We start from the raw sequence: 12,483 nt of genomic DNA on the forward strand, positions 1-12,483 counted from the left end.
ACGGCGGGATGTTCGGCGCCGTGCCGGCGAAGAAGGCCCAGCATTTCTGGCCCTCGGCGAAACGGCTCATGGGCCTGCTCAAACCCGAGCGGGCCGGTATCGCCGCCGTCCTCGCGATGGTGACGGTCGCCGTCGTCCTCAACGTCATTGCACCCCGCATCCTGGGCCAGGCAATGGATGTGATCTTCAGCGGCGTGGTCGGCAAGCAGCTGCCGGCCGGCGCCACCAAGGACCAGTTCATCGCCGGACTGCGCTCCCAGGGCCAGGACAACTTCGCGGACATGCTGGCCAGAATGGACGTCGTTCCGGGCGCAGGCATCGACTTCCAGAAGCTCGCTTTCCTGATCAGCGTGGTGCTGGTGATGTACTTCGTCGCGAACATTTTCCTGTGGCTGCAGGGCTATGTCCTGAACGTGCTCGTGATGCGCGTGGTCCGCCGGCTGCGCGACGACACCGAGAAGAAACTCAACAAGCTCCCGCTGAACTACTTCGACACCCGCCAGCGCGGCGACGTCCTTTCGCGCGTCACCAACGACGTGGACAACATCCAGCAGGCCCTGCAGCAGGCGTTCGCGCAGCTGGTGAACTCCGCCCTGACCGTGATCGGCATCGTGATCATGATGTTCATCGTGTCCTGGCAGCTGGCCCTGATCGCGCTCATCGCCCTCCCGCTCTCCGGCGTGGCCGCCGGCATCATCGGTGCCCGCAGCCAGAAGCTGTTCGCCGCGCAGTGGAAGAACACCGGCGAACTCAATGGCCAGATCGAGGAATCCTTCTCCGGCCATGACCTGGTCCGCGTCTTTGGCCGCGACGCCGACATGCTGGCCCGCTTCGACGAACGGAACGAGGAGCTCTACAAGGCCAGCTTCGGCGCCCAGTTCGTCTCCGGCATGATCATGCCGGTCATGCAGTTCGTCTCCTACCTCAGCTACGTGGGGATCGCCGTTGTCGGCGGGCTCCGGGTGGCCTCCGGCGGGATGAGCCTGGGCGACGCCACGGCGTTCATCCAGTACTCGCGCGAGTTCACCCAGCCGCTGGGGCAAATGGCCGGCATGGCCAACATGCTGCAGTCCGGTGTGGCCTCCGCAGAGCGGGTCTTCGAATTCCTCGACGCCGACGAACAGGACGCCGAGACCGCCGTCGAGCACCTGCCGGCCAAAACCGACGGGCACGTCGAGTTCAAGCACGTCACCTTCAGCTACACGCCGGACAAGCCGTTGATCGAGGACCTGTCCTTCACCGCCGAGCCCGGGCACACGGTGGCCATCGTGGGCCCGACCGGCGCAGGCAAGACCACCCTGGTGAACCTGGTGATGCGCTTTTACGAGCTCAACGCCGGGGCCATCACGCTCGACGGCGTCGACGTCACCCGCCTCAGCCGCGCCGAGCTGCGCTCCAAGGTGGGCATGGTGCTGCAGGACGCGTGGCTGTTCGGCGGCACGATTTACGAGAACATCCGCTATGGCAAGCTGGACGCCACCGAGGACCAGGTCATGGCGGCCGCGAAAGCAACCTTCGTGGACCGCTTTGTGCGCGCACTGCCGGAGGGCTACAACACGGTGATCGACGAGGAAGGCAACAACGTCAGCGCCGGCGAGAAGCAGCTCATCACCATTGCCCGGGCCTTTGTGGCCAACCCGTCGCTGCTGATCCTGGACGAAGCCACCAGCTCGGTGGACACCCGCACCGAGGTCCTGGTCCAGAAAGCCATGGCCGCGCTGCGCACCGAGCGCACCAGCTTCGTGATCGCCCACCGCCTCTCCACCATCCGGGACGCGGACACCATCCTGGTGATGGAAGCCGGGCGGATCGTCGAACAGGGCCGGCACGCGGAGCTTCTGGAACTGCAGGGCGCCTATTACCGCCTGTACATGTCCCAGTTCGCCGGGGAAGACGCCGATGCGTCTGTCCTGGAAGAGCCGACGGCGGTGCGCAGTTGAGCGCCGGGGTGGCCCCCGGCAGCGCGCCCGCGGCCAGGGCCAGCGACGTGCCCGCGGCGGCCACCGCCGCACCCGGCGCCGTCGAACCGCGGCGGATCCAGGTGCAGGTGCCGATGCGCTGGGGCGACATGGACGCCTACGGCCACATCAACAACGTGCAGATCGTCCGGATCCTGGAGGAGGCCCGGATCGCGGCCTTCGGGCCGCCCCGCGGCGCGGGGCTGCCCGGCGTAGAACCCGTCGTGTCGCTCTTCAACGACATCCCGGAGGGCACCCTGGCGCTGGTCGTGGAGCACAAGATCCGCTACGTCCGAACCCTCGAGTACCGCAACGTGCCGGCCGTGGTGCAGCTGTGGGTCGGCGCGGTCAAGGGCGCCAGCTTCGACATCCACTACCTCGTCCAGGACCCCGTCACGGGCGAGGACTGCGTCAAGGCGAGCAGCCACCTGGCGTTCGTGGACGAGGCCACCGGGAGGGTCCTGCGGCTTACCCCGGGGCAGAAGGCCAAGCTTGCCCCCTTCACCGCGGCCCGCCACGAACCCAACTGACTGGCAGTAGTAGTCGTTTTGAGCCCGCTACACGACAACTAATGCGAGGTAGTTGGGCCGGCGGCCCGCCAGACCCACTAGCCCCTACCTCCCAGCCGGGATCGGTCCTAGACTGAACAGGCCCGCGGCAGCCGGCAGGATGAAAACCTTAGGAGTACGGATCATGTCCAAGCGAAGCAAGACGAAGGCACGGAAGAAGACCTGGAAGGAACTCTCGCCCATGGCGAAGTTCGGCACCATCACGGCGGCCGTCGTCCAGCTCTCCCTCCTGATCGCCGCCCAGCGCGACATTTCGCGCCGCCCGGCGGAGGAAATCCGCGGCAGCAAGGCGCTCTGGCGGGCAGCCACCCTCATCAACTTCGTCGGTCCCGGAAGCTATTTCACCTTCGGCGTCAAACGCCGCCCGGCCGCCAAGTAAGGCCCCGGCCACCGCCCGGCGGGCTCCGGCAAATCCGCGGAGGAATGCTTACCCACCGGTAGTTCCGATCTGCTGCATGATGCGGGCGTTCAGCTTAAGCCTGTAAATTGAAGGCATGACCCCCAACAAAAAGCCCGCCATGCACCGCGCCCTCGGCATCTCCAAGGAGATCGAAGATGCGGCGTGGTTTGTGCTTGGCCCGGGTCTGCTTGGCAAGGCGTCGCCGCTGGACGGCCGGACCAGGACGTGGTCCGTTCCGGCGGCCTCGGAGTTGCTGGAACGCCTGGAACGGGGCATCCCGGACCCCAAGGCGCCCATGATGACCAACCTCCGCGAAAACCTGGAGGGCGCCACCCGCGGCGCGAAGCAGCTGGCAGTGGAGCTGTTGTTCCTGCAGTCGCTGCCGCTGGCGCACGAGGTCAAGTCGCTCAAGGTCAAACGGGCCCGCGTGGCCGAGGCGGCGTCCTGGCTGGAGCCGCCGCTGGAGCTCCCCGACGAACTGTACGCGGGCATGACGGACCACGGCGTGATCCGGGACCGCACCGCCGAATTCAACTGGACCATCTGGGACCACCTGAAGTGGCTCTGCCGCTTCGTGCGGCACGTCGCCCAGCGCCCGGCGGGCGTCGTCCAGGCCGCCATCAAGGATCCGCTGGTTTTCCACGAGCTCACCGCCGGCACTCCGGAAGACCAGCCCGCCATTCGGCGCAGCATCGAGTTCCTGGTCTGGCCCGGCTACTTCGAACCCGTCGTAGCGGACGTCGAACGCCAGGAGATCCGGGACGCGTTCGCCTCCCTGGTGGGCGGCGCCAAGGGCGACTCCGACGAGGAAGTCTCCGCTGACATCCACCGGATCCGGCTGCACCTCGACGAGCAGGCCGGGCAGCGGATTGACTGGTACTCCCGGCAGCTGGTCAGCCAGTGGCGGAAGGTGGGGGACCCCGGCCGCCGCGCCTGGCTGCTGCGCAGCCACCACGACAACGCCGACGTCCTCGCCGCCTGGCAGGACGAGGAAGCGGTGACGCTCGACGTCGAACACCTCCGCCTGCTCGATTCCGGCGTGACCGCCGGCCTGGTCCAGCACGCCGTGGACGAGGACTATAAACACCTCAGCTATGTGGAGCGCGAGGACACCAAAACCGCCGTCTTCGCCTTCCTGACCGTGATGAAACCGGGCGACCTCACCCTTTACCAGACCTCGGGGGCCGTCAGCGTGGGCGTGGTGCTGGGCGAACCCGAACACCACGAGGACAACCGCCGGCTCCGCCGCAAGGTCCGCTGGTTCGACGAGGTCCACTCGATGACGGAACTGCCCCGGCACGTGCAGCGGCAGCTGGCCAGTTCCGGGCTCATCGTGGACGTCACCCGGGTGATCCAGGCGCTCGAGTCCCTGCTTCCCGCCGAAGCCGAGGCCGACGCCGGCGACGGCGCCGAGCCGGACGCCGTCGTCGAACCCTGCGAGGGGTTCCGGCCGCTGACGGCGGAATTCGCCGCATCGCTGCATATGGACCTGGAGCCGCTGCAGGAAATTGCCGAACTGCTGGAGGAAAACCGCCAGCTGGTGCTCTACGGGCCGCCCGGCACCGGCAAAACCTACCTGGCCAAGCACCTCGCCGCCGAACTGGCCGGGGACACCAGTGACGAACGGGTCAAGCTGGTCCAGTTCCACCCCTCCTACGCCTACGAGGACTTCTTCGAGGGCTACCGGCCGGACAAGACCGACGAGGGCCAGGTCTCCTTCAAGCTCGTCGCCGGACCGCTGCGCAGGCTGGCCGAGGAAGCCGCCAAACCGGGCAACGAGAGCAAGCCGTACTTCCTGATCATCGATGAGATGAACCGGGCCAACCTGGCGAAGGTCTTTGGCGAGCTGTACTTCCTGCTGGAATACCGCGACGACCGGATCTACCTGCAGTACAGCCCCACCGAGCCGTTCTCGCTGCCGGACAACCTGTACATCATCGGCACCATGAACACCGCGGACCGCTCCATCGCGATGATGGACGCGGCCATCCGCCGCCGGTTCTCGTTCATCGAACTGCACCCGAAGACCGAACCGGTGAAGGGTACGCTGCTGCGCTTCCTGCAGGCCCGCGACCTGGACACGACGCCGGCGCTGCTGCTCGACGAGCTGAACAATGCCATCGACGAGTGGGACCGGGACCTGATGATCGGTCCGTCCTACTTCATGAAGAAGGCCGCCCAGACCCCCACCGGGCTGCGCCGAATCTGGAAGTACGAGCTGATGCCGCTGCTCGAAGAGCACTACCACGGCCAGCTCAACCGGGCCCAGTTGGAGGAGCGGTTCGGCCTGGAGCAACTGTTGGCGCGCCTTGCGCGCGTCTAGCCTTGCCCCAGGCAGCTCCGTCCGCCACATCGTCCTGGACGAGCTGTCCGGGGGAGTGGTGGAACGGATCGACGCCGGCAGCGCGGCCTTCATCAACGGCAGCGGGCTGGCCAAGGCGTCACCCCTGGGCATGGGCCTGTTCCGGATAGAACCGGCCGGCAAGGTGGGCTCCGTGCGCACCCCGTCGGTGCAGCTGGAGGTGCGGCCCAAGGAACGCCTGGGCCTGCACCGGCTGCTGTTCCTGCTCGGCTACACGGAGCACCAAGGCTTCCGGGACGACGCCGTGGCCGCCGTCGAGGGTACCGATCTCTGGAGCGCCCTCGCCGAATCGCTGGCGCAGCTCACCGACCGGGCCCTCAGCCGGGGCGTGCTGCAGGGCTACCTGAACGTCGACGAGTCGCTCCGCACCGTCAAGGGCCGGATCCGGATGTCGGACCAGATCTCGCGCCGCCCCGGCATGCTGGTGCCGCTGGAGGTGTCTTATGACGAGTTCACCGAGGACATCCCGGAAAACCGCATCCTCCGCGCGGCCCTCGAACGCATGGCGCAGGTGCCGGGGGTCCGGGCGGACGTGCTCAGCCGGTTGCGCCGGCTAAAGGGAAAGCTCGACGCCGTGACGCGGCTGCAGTCCGGCGCCCCGCTGCCGCCGTGGCGTGCCAGCCGGATGAACGCGCGCTACCACGCCGCCTTGCGGCTCGCGGAGGTTATCCTGCGCAACGCCTCGGCCGAGGCGGGGGACGGCAGGCAGCACTCGGCGTCGTTTGTGGTGGACATGTCCAAGGTCTTCGAGGACTTCGTCGGGACCGCGCTGCGGGAAGCCATGGCGGCGTACCCGGGCGAGATGCGGCTGCGCTACAACGCGATGCTGAACGAGGCGGTGCGGGACTCCGACCGGATCATGGTCCAGCCGGGCGCGGTGCATTTGCTCGGCGGCCGGCCGGTGATGGTGTACGACGCAAAGTACAAGGCGGCGTCCGATGTCGGCGCCTCGCTGTCCGCGGACCACTACCGGATGCTGGCGTACTGCACCTCGCTGCGGGTTCCCACGGCGTGGCTGGTGTACGCGGGCGCCGGCGAGATCAAGCTGCGGCGGATCCTGAATACGGACATCGACGTGGTGGAGTTCCCGCTGGATCTTTCCCTGCCGCCCTCGGAAATACTGGCTTCGGTGGCAGACCTGGCGCAGCAGTCCTGGGGCGAAGTCGTGCGGCAGGCAACCATCAGCCGCTGACGGGGAACCTAGGCGGTGCCGTCCTGCAGGCATGAGGAGACAGACAGCAGGTGGGCCAAAAGGGCCTTTTCCGGCTCGCCGGGATTGTTGGCGACGTGCCCGCGGAGCTGGTCCCGGACGGCGGCTTCTTCCGGCTTGTCATCGGAGAGAATCGCGTCAATGATGGCGGAAACCTGACGACGCAGGGGCTCCGGATCCTCAGGTGTTTCGAGGCTCCGGGCGGCGTGCCGCGTGCGGGTCCCGGTAGACAACAACAAGTGTGGCATGGTGCTCTCCTGCGGAGTGAGTAGTATCCCCACATACTGACCAATAGAGTCCTAGTCCCCGAGTTTCGATCTTAGCCCAGGTAGACCAGTCTGTCTCGCGTAGCGGTAAGATAATTTTGATGTCTGTTTCAACCAATTCCCAGGCAACGCCCCCACAGCCCCCTCGCGCGGGCGGCGGTGGCATTCCTGCGGCCGGCGGTGAAACCACCGTCGGTGCTGCTGAGATTACCGGGATCCGGGAACGCATTTTGGACGTTGCGTACGAATTATTTTCGCGTCGTGGCGTGCGGGATGTGGGGATCAATGAATTGATTGCCCGCTCCGGGGTGGCGAAAGCCAGTTTCTACCGTCACTTCGCTTCCAAGGACGATCTGGTGCTCGCCTTCCTGGAGCGCCGCGACCGGCAATGGACGGTGTCCACCATTATTTCCGAGGCCCGACGCCGGGGGAACACTCCGGTGGAGCAGCTGCTCGCCATCTTCGATGTGTTTGCCGACTGGTTCGCGCGGGAAGACTTCGAAGCCTGCTCCTTCGTCAACATCCTGCTGGAGATGGGGCCAACGCATCCGCTGGGCCGGGCAAGCATCGATTACCTCGACAAGATCCGGGGCCACGTGCAGCAGCTCGCCGAGGAGGCTGACCTGGTTGACCCTGAGTCCTTCGCCCGGTCCTGGTACATCCTGATGAAAGGCTCGATCGTCGCCGCCGCCGGGGGAGACCGTGCGGCTGCCGGCCGGGCGAGGCAAATGGCCGAGTGGCTGATAGCGGCCCATCAGGCGTAGTGGCCGCTTCTGCTTAGCGGGTTAGCTTAGCGGGCCGGGCTCCGCGGGCCGTCAGCGCTTGTGGGTCAGGTTCCGCGGCCAGGAAGGCCTCGAGGTGGTGTTCCAGGGCAGTGAGGTCCTTGAGGTCGCATTCCCAGACGGTGAGCACTTCCCAGCCCGAGCTTTCGAGCAGGCGGCGCTGTTCTGCGTCGCGGGTCCGGGTCCGGCTCCGCTTGGCCTCCCAGAACTCCGCGTTGGACTTTGGCGCATGCCGGCCCACCCGGCAGTCGTGGAAGTGCCAAAAGCAGCCGTTGACGAAGATGACCTTGTGGCGTGCGGCAAATACCAGATCGGGGTTCCCGGGCAGCCTGCCGCCGCGGGCTGTGCCGTGCAGCCGGTAGCGGTAGCCCTTGGCGTGCAGCATCCGGCGGACCAGCAGTTCGGGCTTGGTGTTCTTTCCCCTGATGCGGGACATGTTCCAACTGCGCCGCTCCGGGGTCAGACTGCCCGCCATGGTTTAAGTCTAGGCGGCGGTGCCCGGGCCGCGGACTTAGCCTAAATCTCCCGTTCGGGATGCTCACCGAACTGGAAGTGCCGGCCGCTGACCGACGTCGGATCGATCTCGACGTAGAAGTCCTTCAAGGTAGGTACCCATGGCTTGAGCCCCAGCGCCTCCGCCGCGGCAATGTCCACCGACTGCTCCAGGACCCGGGCGGTGCCGCGCAGCACCACCGACCAGGCCTCCTCGGAGAGGATGCCGTCAGTTTCGAACAGCACCTTGGCGTTGATGGTGAGCTCGGCCAGCTTGTTGCCGGGGGCGGTGCGCAGGTAGAGCTTGCGGTTATTGACGGCATAATTCACCGGAAAAATGTCCGGTTCACCGCCCACGGTGACGACGAGCCTGCCGTGTTTTGTTCCTTCGATGAGTTTCCAGGTCTCGTCCTCGGACAGGTTCAAGATGGGGCTGTTGTCTGCGTGTTCGAACATCATGGGCTCATTGTTCTGTCCCGTGTAGAAAAATGCCAGAGGCTATCGGAAGTGATTTTCCGGGTCGACGGCCGGGCTCCCGCCACTAAATTGTCCGACCCCCTCCCTAACGTTTCATTTTGTCCGGATTGCATCGCAGTCAAAGGCCGCCCGTGAGGGTATTTGGCCATTGGCGGGGGATGCGCCTCCGCGCCATGGGGGCGCTTGGGCCCGGACACTCGCACCGCCAGGCGCTGCCTGGCCATGAATTTGGGGAATCATGAGTACTTTCAATTCACACGGCACTGCACCCGCGGACGCGCCGGCGTCCACCGTTCCGTCCGCGGGAGGCGCCCCGGCGCCGGCTTCGAGGGGTAATGGATGGGGCATTACCGCGCTGGTGCTCGGCATTGTGGCCGTCATCTTTTCATTCATCCCGGTCATGGGCATGGTCGCCTTTGTCCTGGGCCCGCTGGCCGTCCTGTTCGGCATCATCGGCGCTACCCGCAAGTTCGCCAAGAAGGGGGCCGCGATCGCGGGCCTCGTGCTGGGGATCTTGAGCATTGTCATCGCTGCCATCTGGATGGCCGTGCTGTCCGCTGCTGTCTCCTCGGCCGACCAGGCACTCAACTCGGAGCATAAGGTCCAGTATGTGGTGACCACAAACGGCAAGGCCTCGGTCAGTTACTGGACCAGCGGCGGGACGTCCAAGGAGGACGTCAGCGGTGGCTGGAAAAAGGAGCAAACGGTGAAGAATTCGGATCTGCTCTCCCTGGTTGTCACCGGGGATTTTTCGAATGCTGCGGCAAAGGTTGGCTGCGAAATTCTGTTTGACGGCAAGTCCATCTCGAAGAACTCGGGATCCGGCCAGGGCGCCATGGCAACCTGCAGCGGGTCGGGGCTCGGGGCCGACAAGAAGAAGTAGGAGTTTGAGCCGGGCTTAGAGTCTGCCCGGCGGCGGGGCCTTGCTGGAGTGGAACTCCGGCAACGCCCTGCTGCATTTGGGTGGTCCCATTTGGGCGGTATCGGTGAATTTCGGGGGGAGGCAGATGGGGCTCTTGAGCCGCCTGATTCCCTAGGGGTGTGTGTTTCGGAAGTGGCCTGGGCTGCCTGTGGATAAACCTTACGGCGAGAGTGCGGTGTCAGTTACCCTTAGGCATTGTTTGGATTCAGGCGTCTTGATTTCTATCGGGGGATTAGCTGAACATGACATCTCGCACTCCAACCTCCAACCGCCGGCTCACCACCGCCGCCGCCCTGCTCACCGCGTTCGCCCTTCTCGGAACGGCCTGCACTGGCGGCCAGTCGCCCCCGAGCGCAGCACCGAGCAACGCGTCGACGAGCCAATCCGCGTCCACCCCGACACCCACCGCCACCGCCAGCTACAAACCGGCCGACGCCAAGGGCCGGGCACAGAACGTCCCGGTGCCGGTGCTTCCGGAGGCTGCCAAAGCGAAGACGAAGGAAGGGCTTGAAGCATTCGCGAGGTACTGGTATCAACTCTTGAACTACTCTTACGAGACGGGCGACCTCTCTCGTATCAGCTCTATCTCGAGCTCAACGTGCGCGCTCTGCTCAAAAGTCTTTCCCGGTGTCAAAAAGTGGCACTCTGACGGACGGTGGATTGTGGGCGCGACGATAAAGGTCTACGCGGTTCAATCGACTTTCGTCAAGACAGCGGACGACACCTTTCAGGTGGCCATACAGTCGCAACAACGCTCAGGGGCGTTGAAGAACGCGGACGGTTCTGATGCGCAGATTGTGGCCGAATCAGCAATGCTTGGCGATCTCATGATTGCCAAATACAAGGATGGAAGTTGGAGTGCCCAAAACGTCGACCGGCTCGGCGGCTAGTCAATGAGATCAACCCGGCTGTTATTGCGACTTCTTGGCATTTTGCTGGTGGGCCTGGCTATCCCGATAACTAGCTCCACGGTGGCACAGGCGGCTGACTCGGACGTTTCATGGAGCAAAAACGGGCTCGGAGTATGGCGCTACGATTCGGGCGCGGGCGTATGGGTCGACTCTCCAAGCTCCCTGCCCGAAGACCCGAATGTCTACAAGTTCGAATATCTTTGCTTAGACGAGGCTAGAAACGACTTCGATATCGCCTGCCTCGGCGGAGCCGTTCGATGCAATGAAGCCAACGAGGGCCGCCCTGTTAGGTGGTTTGCTTCACTGAGAGTGTTCTCGCCCCCAATTTGGTCTGCGCTTCGACCTGACCGGTGCGTGTACGTCGAAGAACCCGAGGACATCCTGGGAAAAATCGCCGCACAAATCCAGACTAAGTTTCGGCAGCTCCCAGTCGAAGCAGGACGCGCTGCAGCCCAGCCCAGTCCCCACACTCTCAAAGGGGCGCAGACCAACTTCTATGCCGTGGCCGCGGAGCAGGCCTTTAGAGTTGACATGCTGGGTCAAAGCGTTGCGATTACCGCCAAACCACTGCAGTACAGCTGGAACTACGGAGACGGCACGTCTCTTGGCCCACAGAATTCGGCCGGGGGACCGCTACCGCAGGAACGGTGGGGCGAGAAGACGGCCACCAGCCACGTTTATACCCGGACCGGCGACTTCCCGGTGGTGCTGACCACTTACTTCCGAGGGACGTATTCCGTCAATGGCGGCCCGCCGTTGCCGATCCCCGGCCAAGGACAATTCAGCGCCCCGCCGCAAACCGTCAGCGTCTGGCGGTCGATCACCCGCAACTATGCAGACGATTGTCTCCGGAATCCGCGAGGTCAGGGCTGCCCCGGCGCGCCACCGAGTTCGCGTTGATTACAGCGTGATTCGGGTCTCACGCGGAATAGTTGCAGGCGCTGGATTGCTTCCGCCAGTGAACAGAATCCACCGCGAAAGGAACTGCGCATGCTGTTTTCCCAAATGACCCTCGGCAAGCTGGAACTACCTAACCGGCTCGTGATGGCGCCACTCACCCGCCTCCGTTCGGGCAAGGAAGGCGTTCCCGGACCGCTGGTTGTGGAGTACTACCGGCAGCGCGCCTCGCTCGGCTTGATTGTCAGCGAAGGTACCTACCCCAGCCCGGCCGGACAGGGCTTCCCGGGCCAGCCCGGCCTGGTCACCGAGGAACAGCTCAAAGGCTGGTCAGAGGTCACCGCCGCCGTACACGCCGAGGGCGGGCGGATCTTCGCGCAGGTGATGCACGCCGGCCGGGTCACGCATGAGGCAACCACCGGTGGCCACGAGGTCGTCGCCCCGAGCGCCATTGCTATCGACGGCGTGACCCGCACGTACGAGGGCAAGCAGGCGTTCCCGGTTCCCCGCGCTCTCACCGCAGACGAGCTGCCCGCGATCCGTGAAGAGTTTGTCCAGGCCTCCCGTAACGCGATCGAGGCCGGCTTTGACGGCGTCGAACTTCACTCCGCAAACGGCTACCTGCTCCACGAGTTCCTGACGCCGGCCGCGAACCAGCGCGAGGACAACTACGGCGGTTCACCCGAAAACCGCGCCCGCTTCGTCATCGAGGTTGTGCAGGCTGTCGTGGACGCCATTGGCGCAGACCGCGTTGGCATCCGAATTTCGCCCGAACACAACGTGCAGGGCGCCTCGGAGCTGGACGCCGCCGACGTCCGCGAAACCTATGGGTTCCTGGTGGATGCCCTCGCTCCGCTGAAGCTGGCCTACCTCAGCGTGCTTCACAAGGAGCCCACGAGCGACCTGGTCCAGGAACTGCGCTCGCGCTTCAACGGAACGTTCCTGTTGAACACCGGCTTCGGCGTTATCACGACCACCGAAGAAGCGAAGGCTCTCGTCTCAGACGGCCACGCAGATGCTGTGGTTGTAGGACGCCCGGCCATCGCCAACCCGGATTTGGTTCGTCGCTGGCGCGAAGGCCTCCCGGTCAACGAGCCCGACGGGAGCACCTTTTACACAGACGGCGCCGAGGGTTACACAGATTACCCGGCCTACCAAAACTAGGAACAGGGCACCGGCCTAACCATTGCCGGGGCATGCCCTGTGCCCAGCGCGAACAGTGGACAGAATCCCCTTC

Annotated in this window: 13 protein-coding genes; 10 read left to right on the plus strand and 3 right to left on the minus strand. The window is 65.0% G+C overall.

The annotated features are described in order from the left end of the window. The first annotated feature begins 8 nt into the window (after window positions 1–8). The 5 genes from ACUYM2_RS04005 (at window position 9) to ACUYM2_RS04025 (ending at window position 6,481) form a co-directional block, all read left to right on the plus strand. A complete protein-coding gene (locus ACUYM2_RS04005; RefSeq protein ID WP_481601396.1) occupies window positions 9–1,940 on the plus strand; it encodes an ABC transporter ATP-binding protein in 1,932 nt (643 codons plus the stop codon). 113 nt (window positions 1,941–2,053) lie between these two features. Then, window positions 2,054–2,488 (plus strand): acyl-CoA thioesterase, encoded by a 435-nt coding sequence (locus ACUYM2_RS04010; protein ID WP_481601397.1) that lies wholly within the window; start codon window positions 2,054–2,056, stop codon window positions 2,486–2,488. A 163-nt stretch (window positions 2,489–2,651) separates the two neighbouring features. Beyond that, complete coding sequence (locus ACUYM2_RS04015) at window positions 2,652–2,906, plus strand: hypothetical protein (RefSeq protein ID WP_481598898.1); 255 nt, start codon at window positions 2,652–2,654, stop codon at window positions 2,904–2,906. 115 nt (window positions 2,907–3,021) lie between these two features. Beyond that, window positions 3,022–5,250, plus strand: coding sequence for an McrB family protein (locus ACUYM2_RS04020; RefSeq protein ID WP_481598899.1), 2,229 nt, complete (start codon window positions 3,022–3,024; stop codon window positions 5,248–5,250). Next, entirely contained in the window at window positions 5,237–6,481 is a 1,245-nt protein-coding gene (locus tag ACUYM2_RS04025; protein ID WP_481598900.1) for a 5-methylcytosine restriction system specificity protein McrC, read from the plus strand. Before ACUYM2_RS04020 ends, ACUYM2_RS04025 begins: the two co-directional genes overlap by 14 nt. Window positions 6,482–6,489: 8 nt before the next feature. Here ACUYM2_RS04025 and ACUYM2_RS04030 read toward each other — a convergent pair whose 3' ends face one another. Next, window positions 6,490–6,747: a hypothetical protein gene (locus tag ACUYM2_RS04030; RefSeq protein ID WP_481598901.1), complete on the minus strand. Its 258-nt coding sequence runs from the start codon at window positions 6,745–6,747 to the stop codon at window positions 6,490–6,492. Between the two features lie 119 nt (window positions 6,748–6,866). Here ACUYM2_RS04030 and ACUYM2_RS04035 point away from each other — a divergent pair, with 119 nt between their 5' ends. Beyond that, entirely contained in the window at window positions 6,867–7,529 is a 663-nt protein-coding gene (locus ACUYM2_RS04035) for a TetR/AcrR family transcriptional regulator (protein ID WP_481598902.1), read from the plus strand. A 13-nt stretch (window positions 7,530–7,542) separates the two neighbouring features. Here ACUYM2_RS04035 and ACUYM2_RS04040 read toward each other — a convergent pair whose 3' ends face one another. After that, the gene (locus tag ACUYM2_RS04040; protein WP_481598903.1) at window positions 7,543–8,022 is read right to left on the minus strand and encodes a very short patch repair endonuclease; all 480 of its coding nucleotides are present in this window, start codon (window positions 8,020–8,022) and stop codon (window positions 7,543–7,545) included. A 41-nt stretch (window positions 8,023–8,063) separates the two neighbouring features. Continuing rightward, window positions 8,064–8,498: a pyridoxamine 5'-phosphate oxidase family protein gene (locus ACUYM2_RS04045; protein WP_481598904.1), complete on the minus strand. Its 435-nt coding sequence runs from the start codon at window positions 8,496–8,498 to the stop codon at window positions 8,064–8,066. Window positions 8,499–8,754: 256 nt separating this feature from the next. Here ACUYM2_RS04045 and ACUYM2_RS04050 point away from each other — a divergent pair, with 256 nt between their 5' ends. From ACUYM2_RS04050 to ACUYM2_RS04065, 4 genes are all read left to right on the plus strand, one after another. Further along, the gene (locus ACUYM2_RS04050) at window positions 8,755–9,399 is read left to right on the plus strand and encodes a TrbL/VirB6 family protein (protein WP_481598905.1); all 645 of its coding nucleotides are present in this window, start codon (window positions 8,755–8,757) and stop codon (window positions 9,397–9,399) included. 281 nt (window positions 9,400–9,680) lie between these two features. After that, window positions 9,681–10,328: a DUF6318 family protein gene (locus tag ACUYM2_RS04055; RefSeq protein WP_481598906.1), complete on the plus strand. Its 648-nt coding sequence runs from the start codon at window positions 9,681–9,683 to the stop codon at window positions 10,326–10,328. A 375-nt stretch (window positions 10,329–10,703) separates the two neighbouring features. Then, entirely contained in the window at window positions 10,704–11,249 is a 546-nt protein-coding gene (locus tag ACUYM2_RS04060) for a PKD domain-containing protein (protein WP_481598907.1), read from the plus strand. Window positions 11,250–11,339: 90 nt separating this feature from the next. Then, window positions 11,340–12,410, plus strand: coding sequence for an alkene reductase (locus ACUYM2_RS04065; protein WP_481598908.1), 1,071 nt, complete (start codon window positions 11,340–11,342; stop codon window positions 12,408–12,410). Window positions 12,411–12,483: the final 73 nt, after the last annotated feature.

The organism is Arthrobacter sp. SD1074B (genome assembly GCF_056780195.1).

Coding starts and splice junctions, on each gene's coding strand:
- ACUYM2_RS04005 (WP_481601396.1), top strand. CDS start 9: ATGTTCGGCGCCGTGCCGGCGAAGAAGGCCCAGCATTTCTGGCCCTCG.
- ACUYM2_RS04010 (WP_481601397.1), top strand. CDS start 2,054: ATGCGCTGGGGCGACATGGACGCCTACGGCCACATCAACAACGTGCAG.
- ACUYM2_RS04015 (WP_481598898.1), top strand. CDS start 2,652: ATGTCCAAGCGAAGCAAGACGAAGGCACGGAAGAAGACCTGGAAGGAA.
- ACUYM2_RS04020 (WP_481598899.1), top strand. CDS start 3,022: ATGACCCCCAACAAAAAGCCCGCCATGCACCGCGCCCTCGGCATCTCC.
- ACUYM2_RS04030 (WP_481598901.1), bottom strand. CDS start 6,747: ATGCCACACTTGTTGTTGTCTACCGGGACCCGCACGCGGCACGCCGCC.
- ACUYM2_RS04035 (WP_481598902.1), top strand. CDS start 6,867: ATGTCTGTTTCAACCAATTCCCAGGCAACGCCCCCACAGCCCCCTCGC.
- ACUYM2_RS04040 (WP_481598903.1), bottom strand. CDS start 8,022: ATGGCGGGCAGTCTGACCCCGGAGCGGCGCAGTTGGAACATGTCCCGC.
- ACUYM2_RS04045 (WP_481598904.1), bottom strand. CDS start 8,498: ATGATGTTCGAACACGCAGACAACAGCCCCATCTTGAACCTGTCCGAG.
- ACUYM2_RS04050 (WP_481598905.1), top strand. CDS start 8,755: ATGAGTACTTTCAATTCACACGGCACTGCACCCGCGGACGCGCCGGCG.
- ACUYM2_RS04055 (WP_481598906.1), top strand. CDS start 9,681: ATGACATCTCGCACTCCAACCTCCAACCGCCGGCTCACCACCGCCGCC.
- ACUYM2_RS04065 (WP_481598908.1), top strand. CDS start 11,340: ATGCTGTTTTCCCAAATGACCCTCGGCAAGCTGGAACTACCTAACCGG.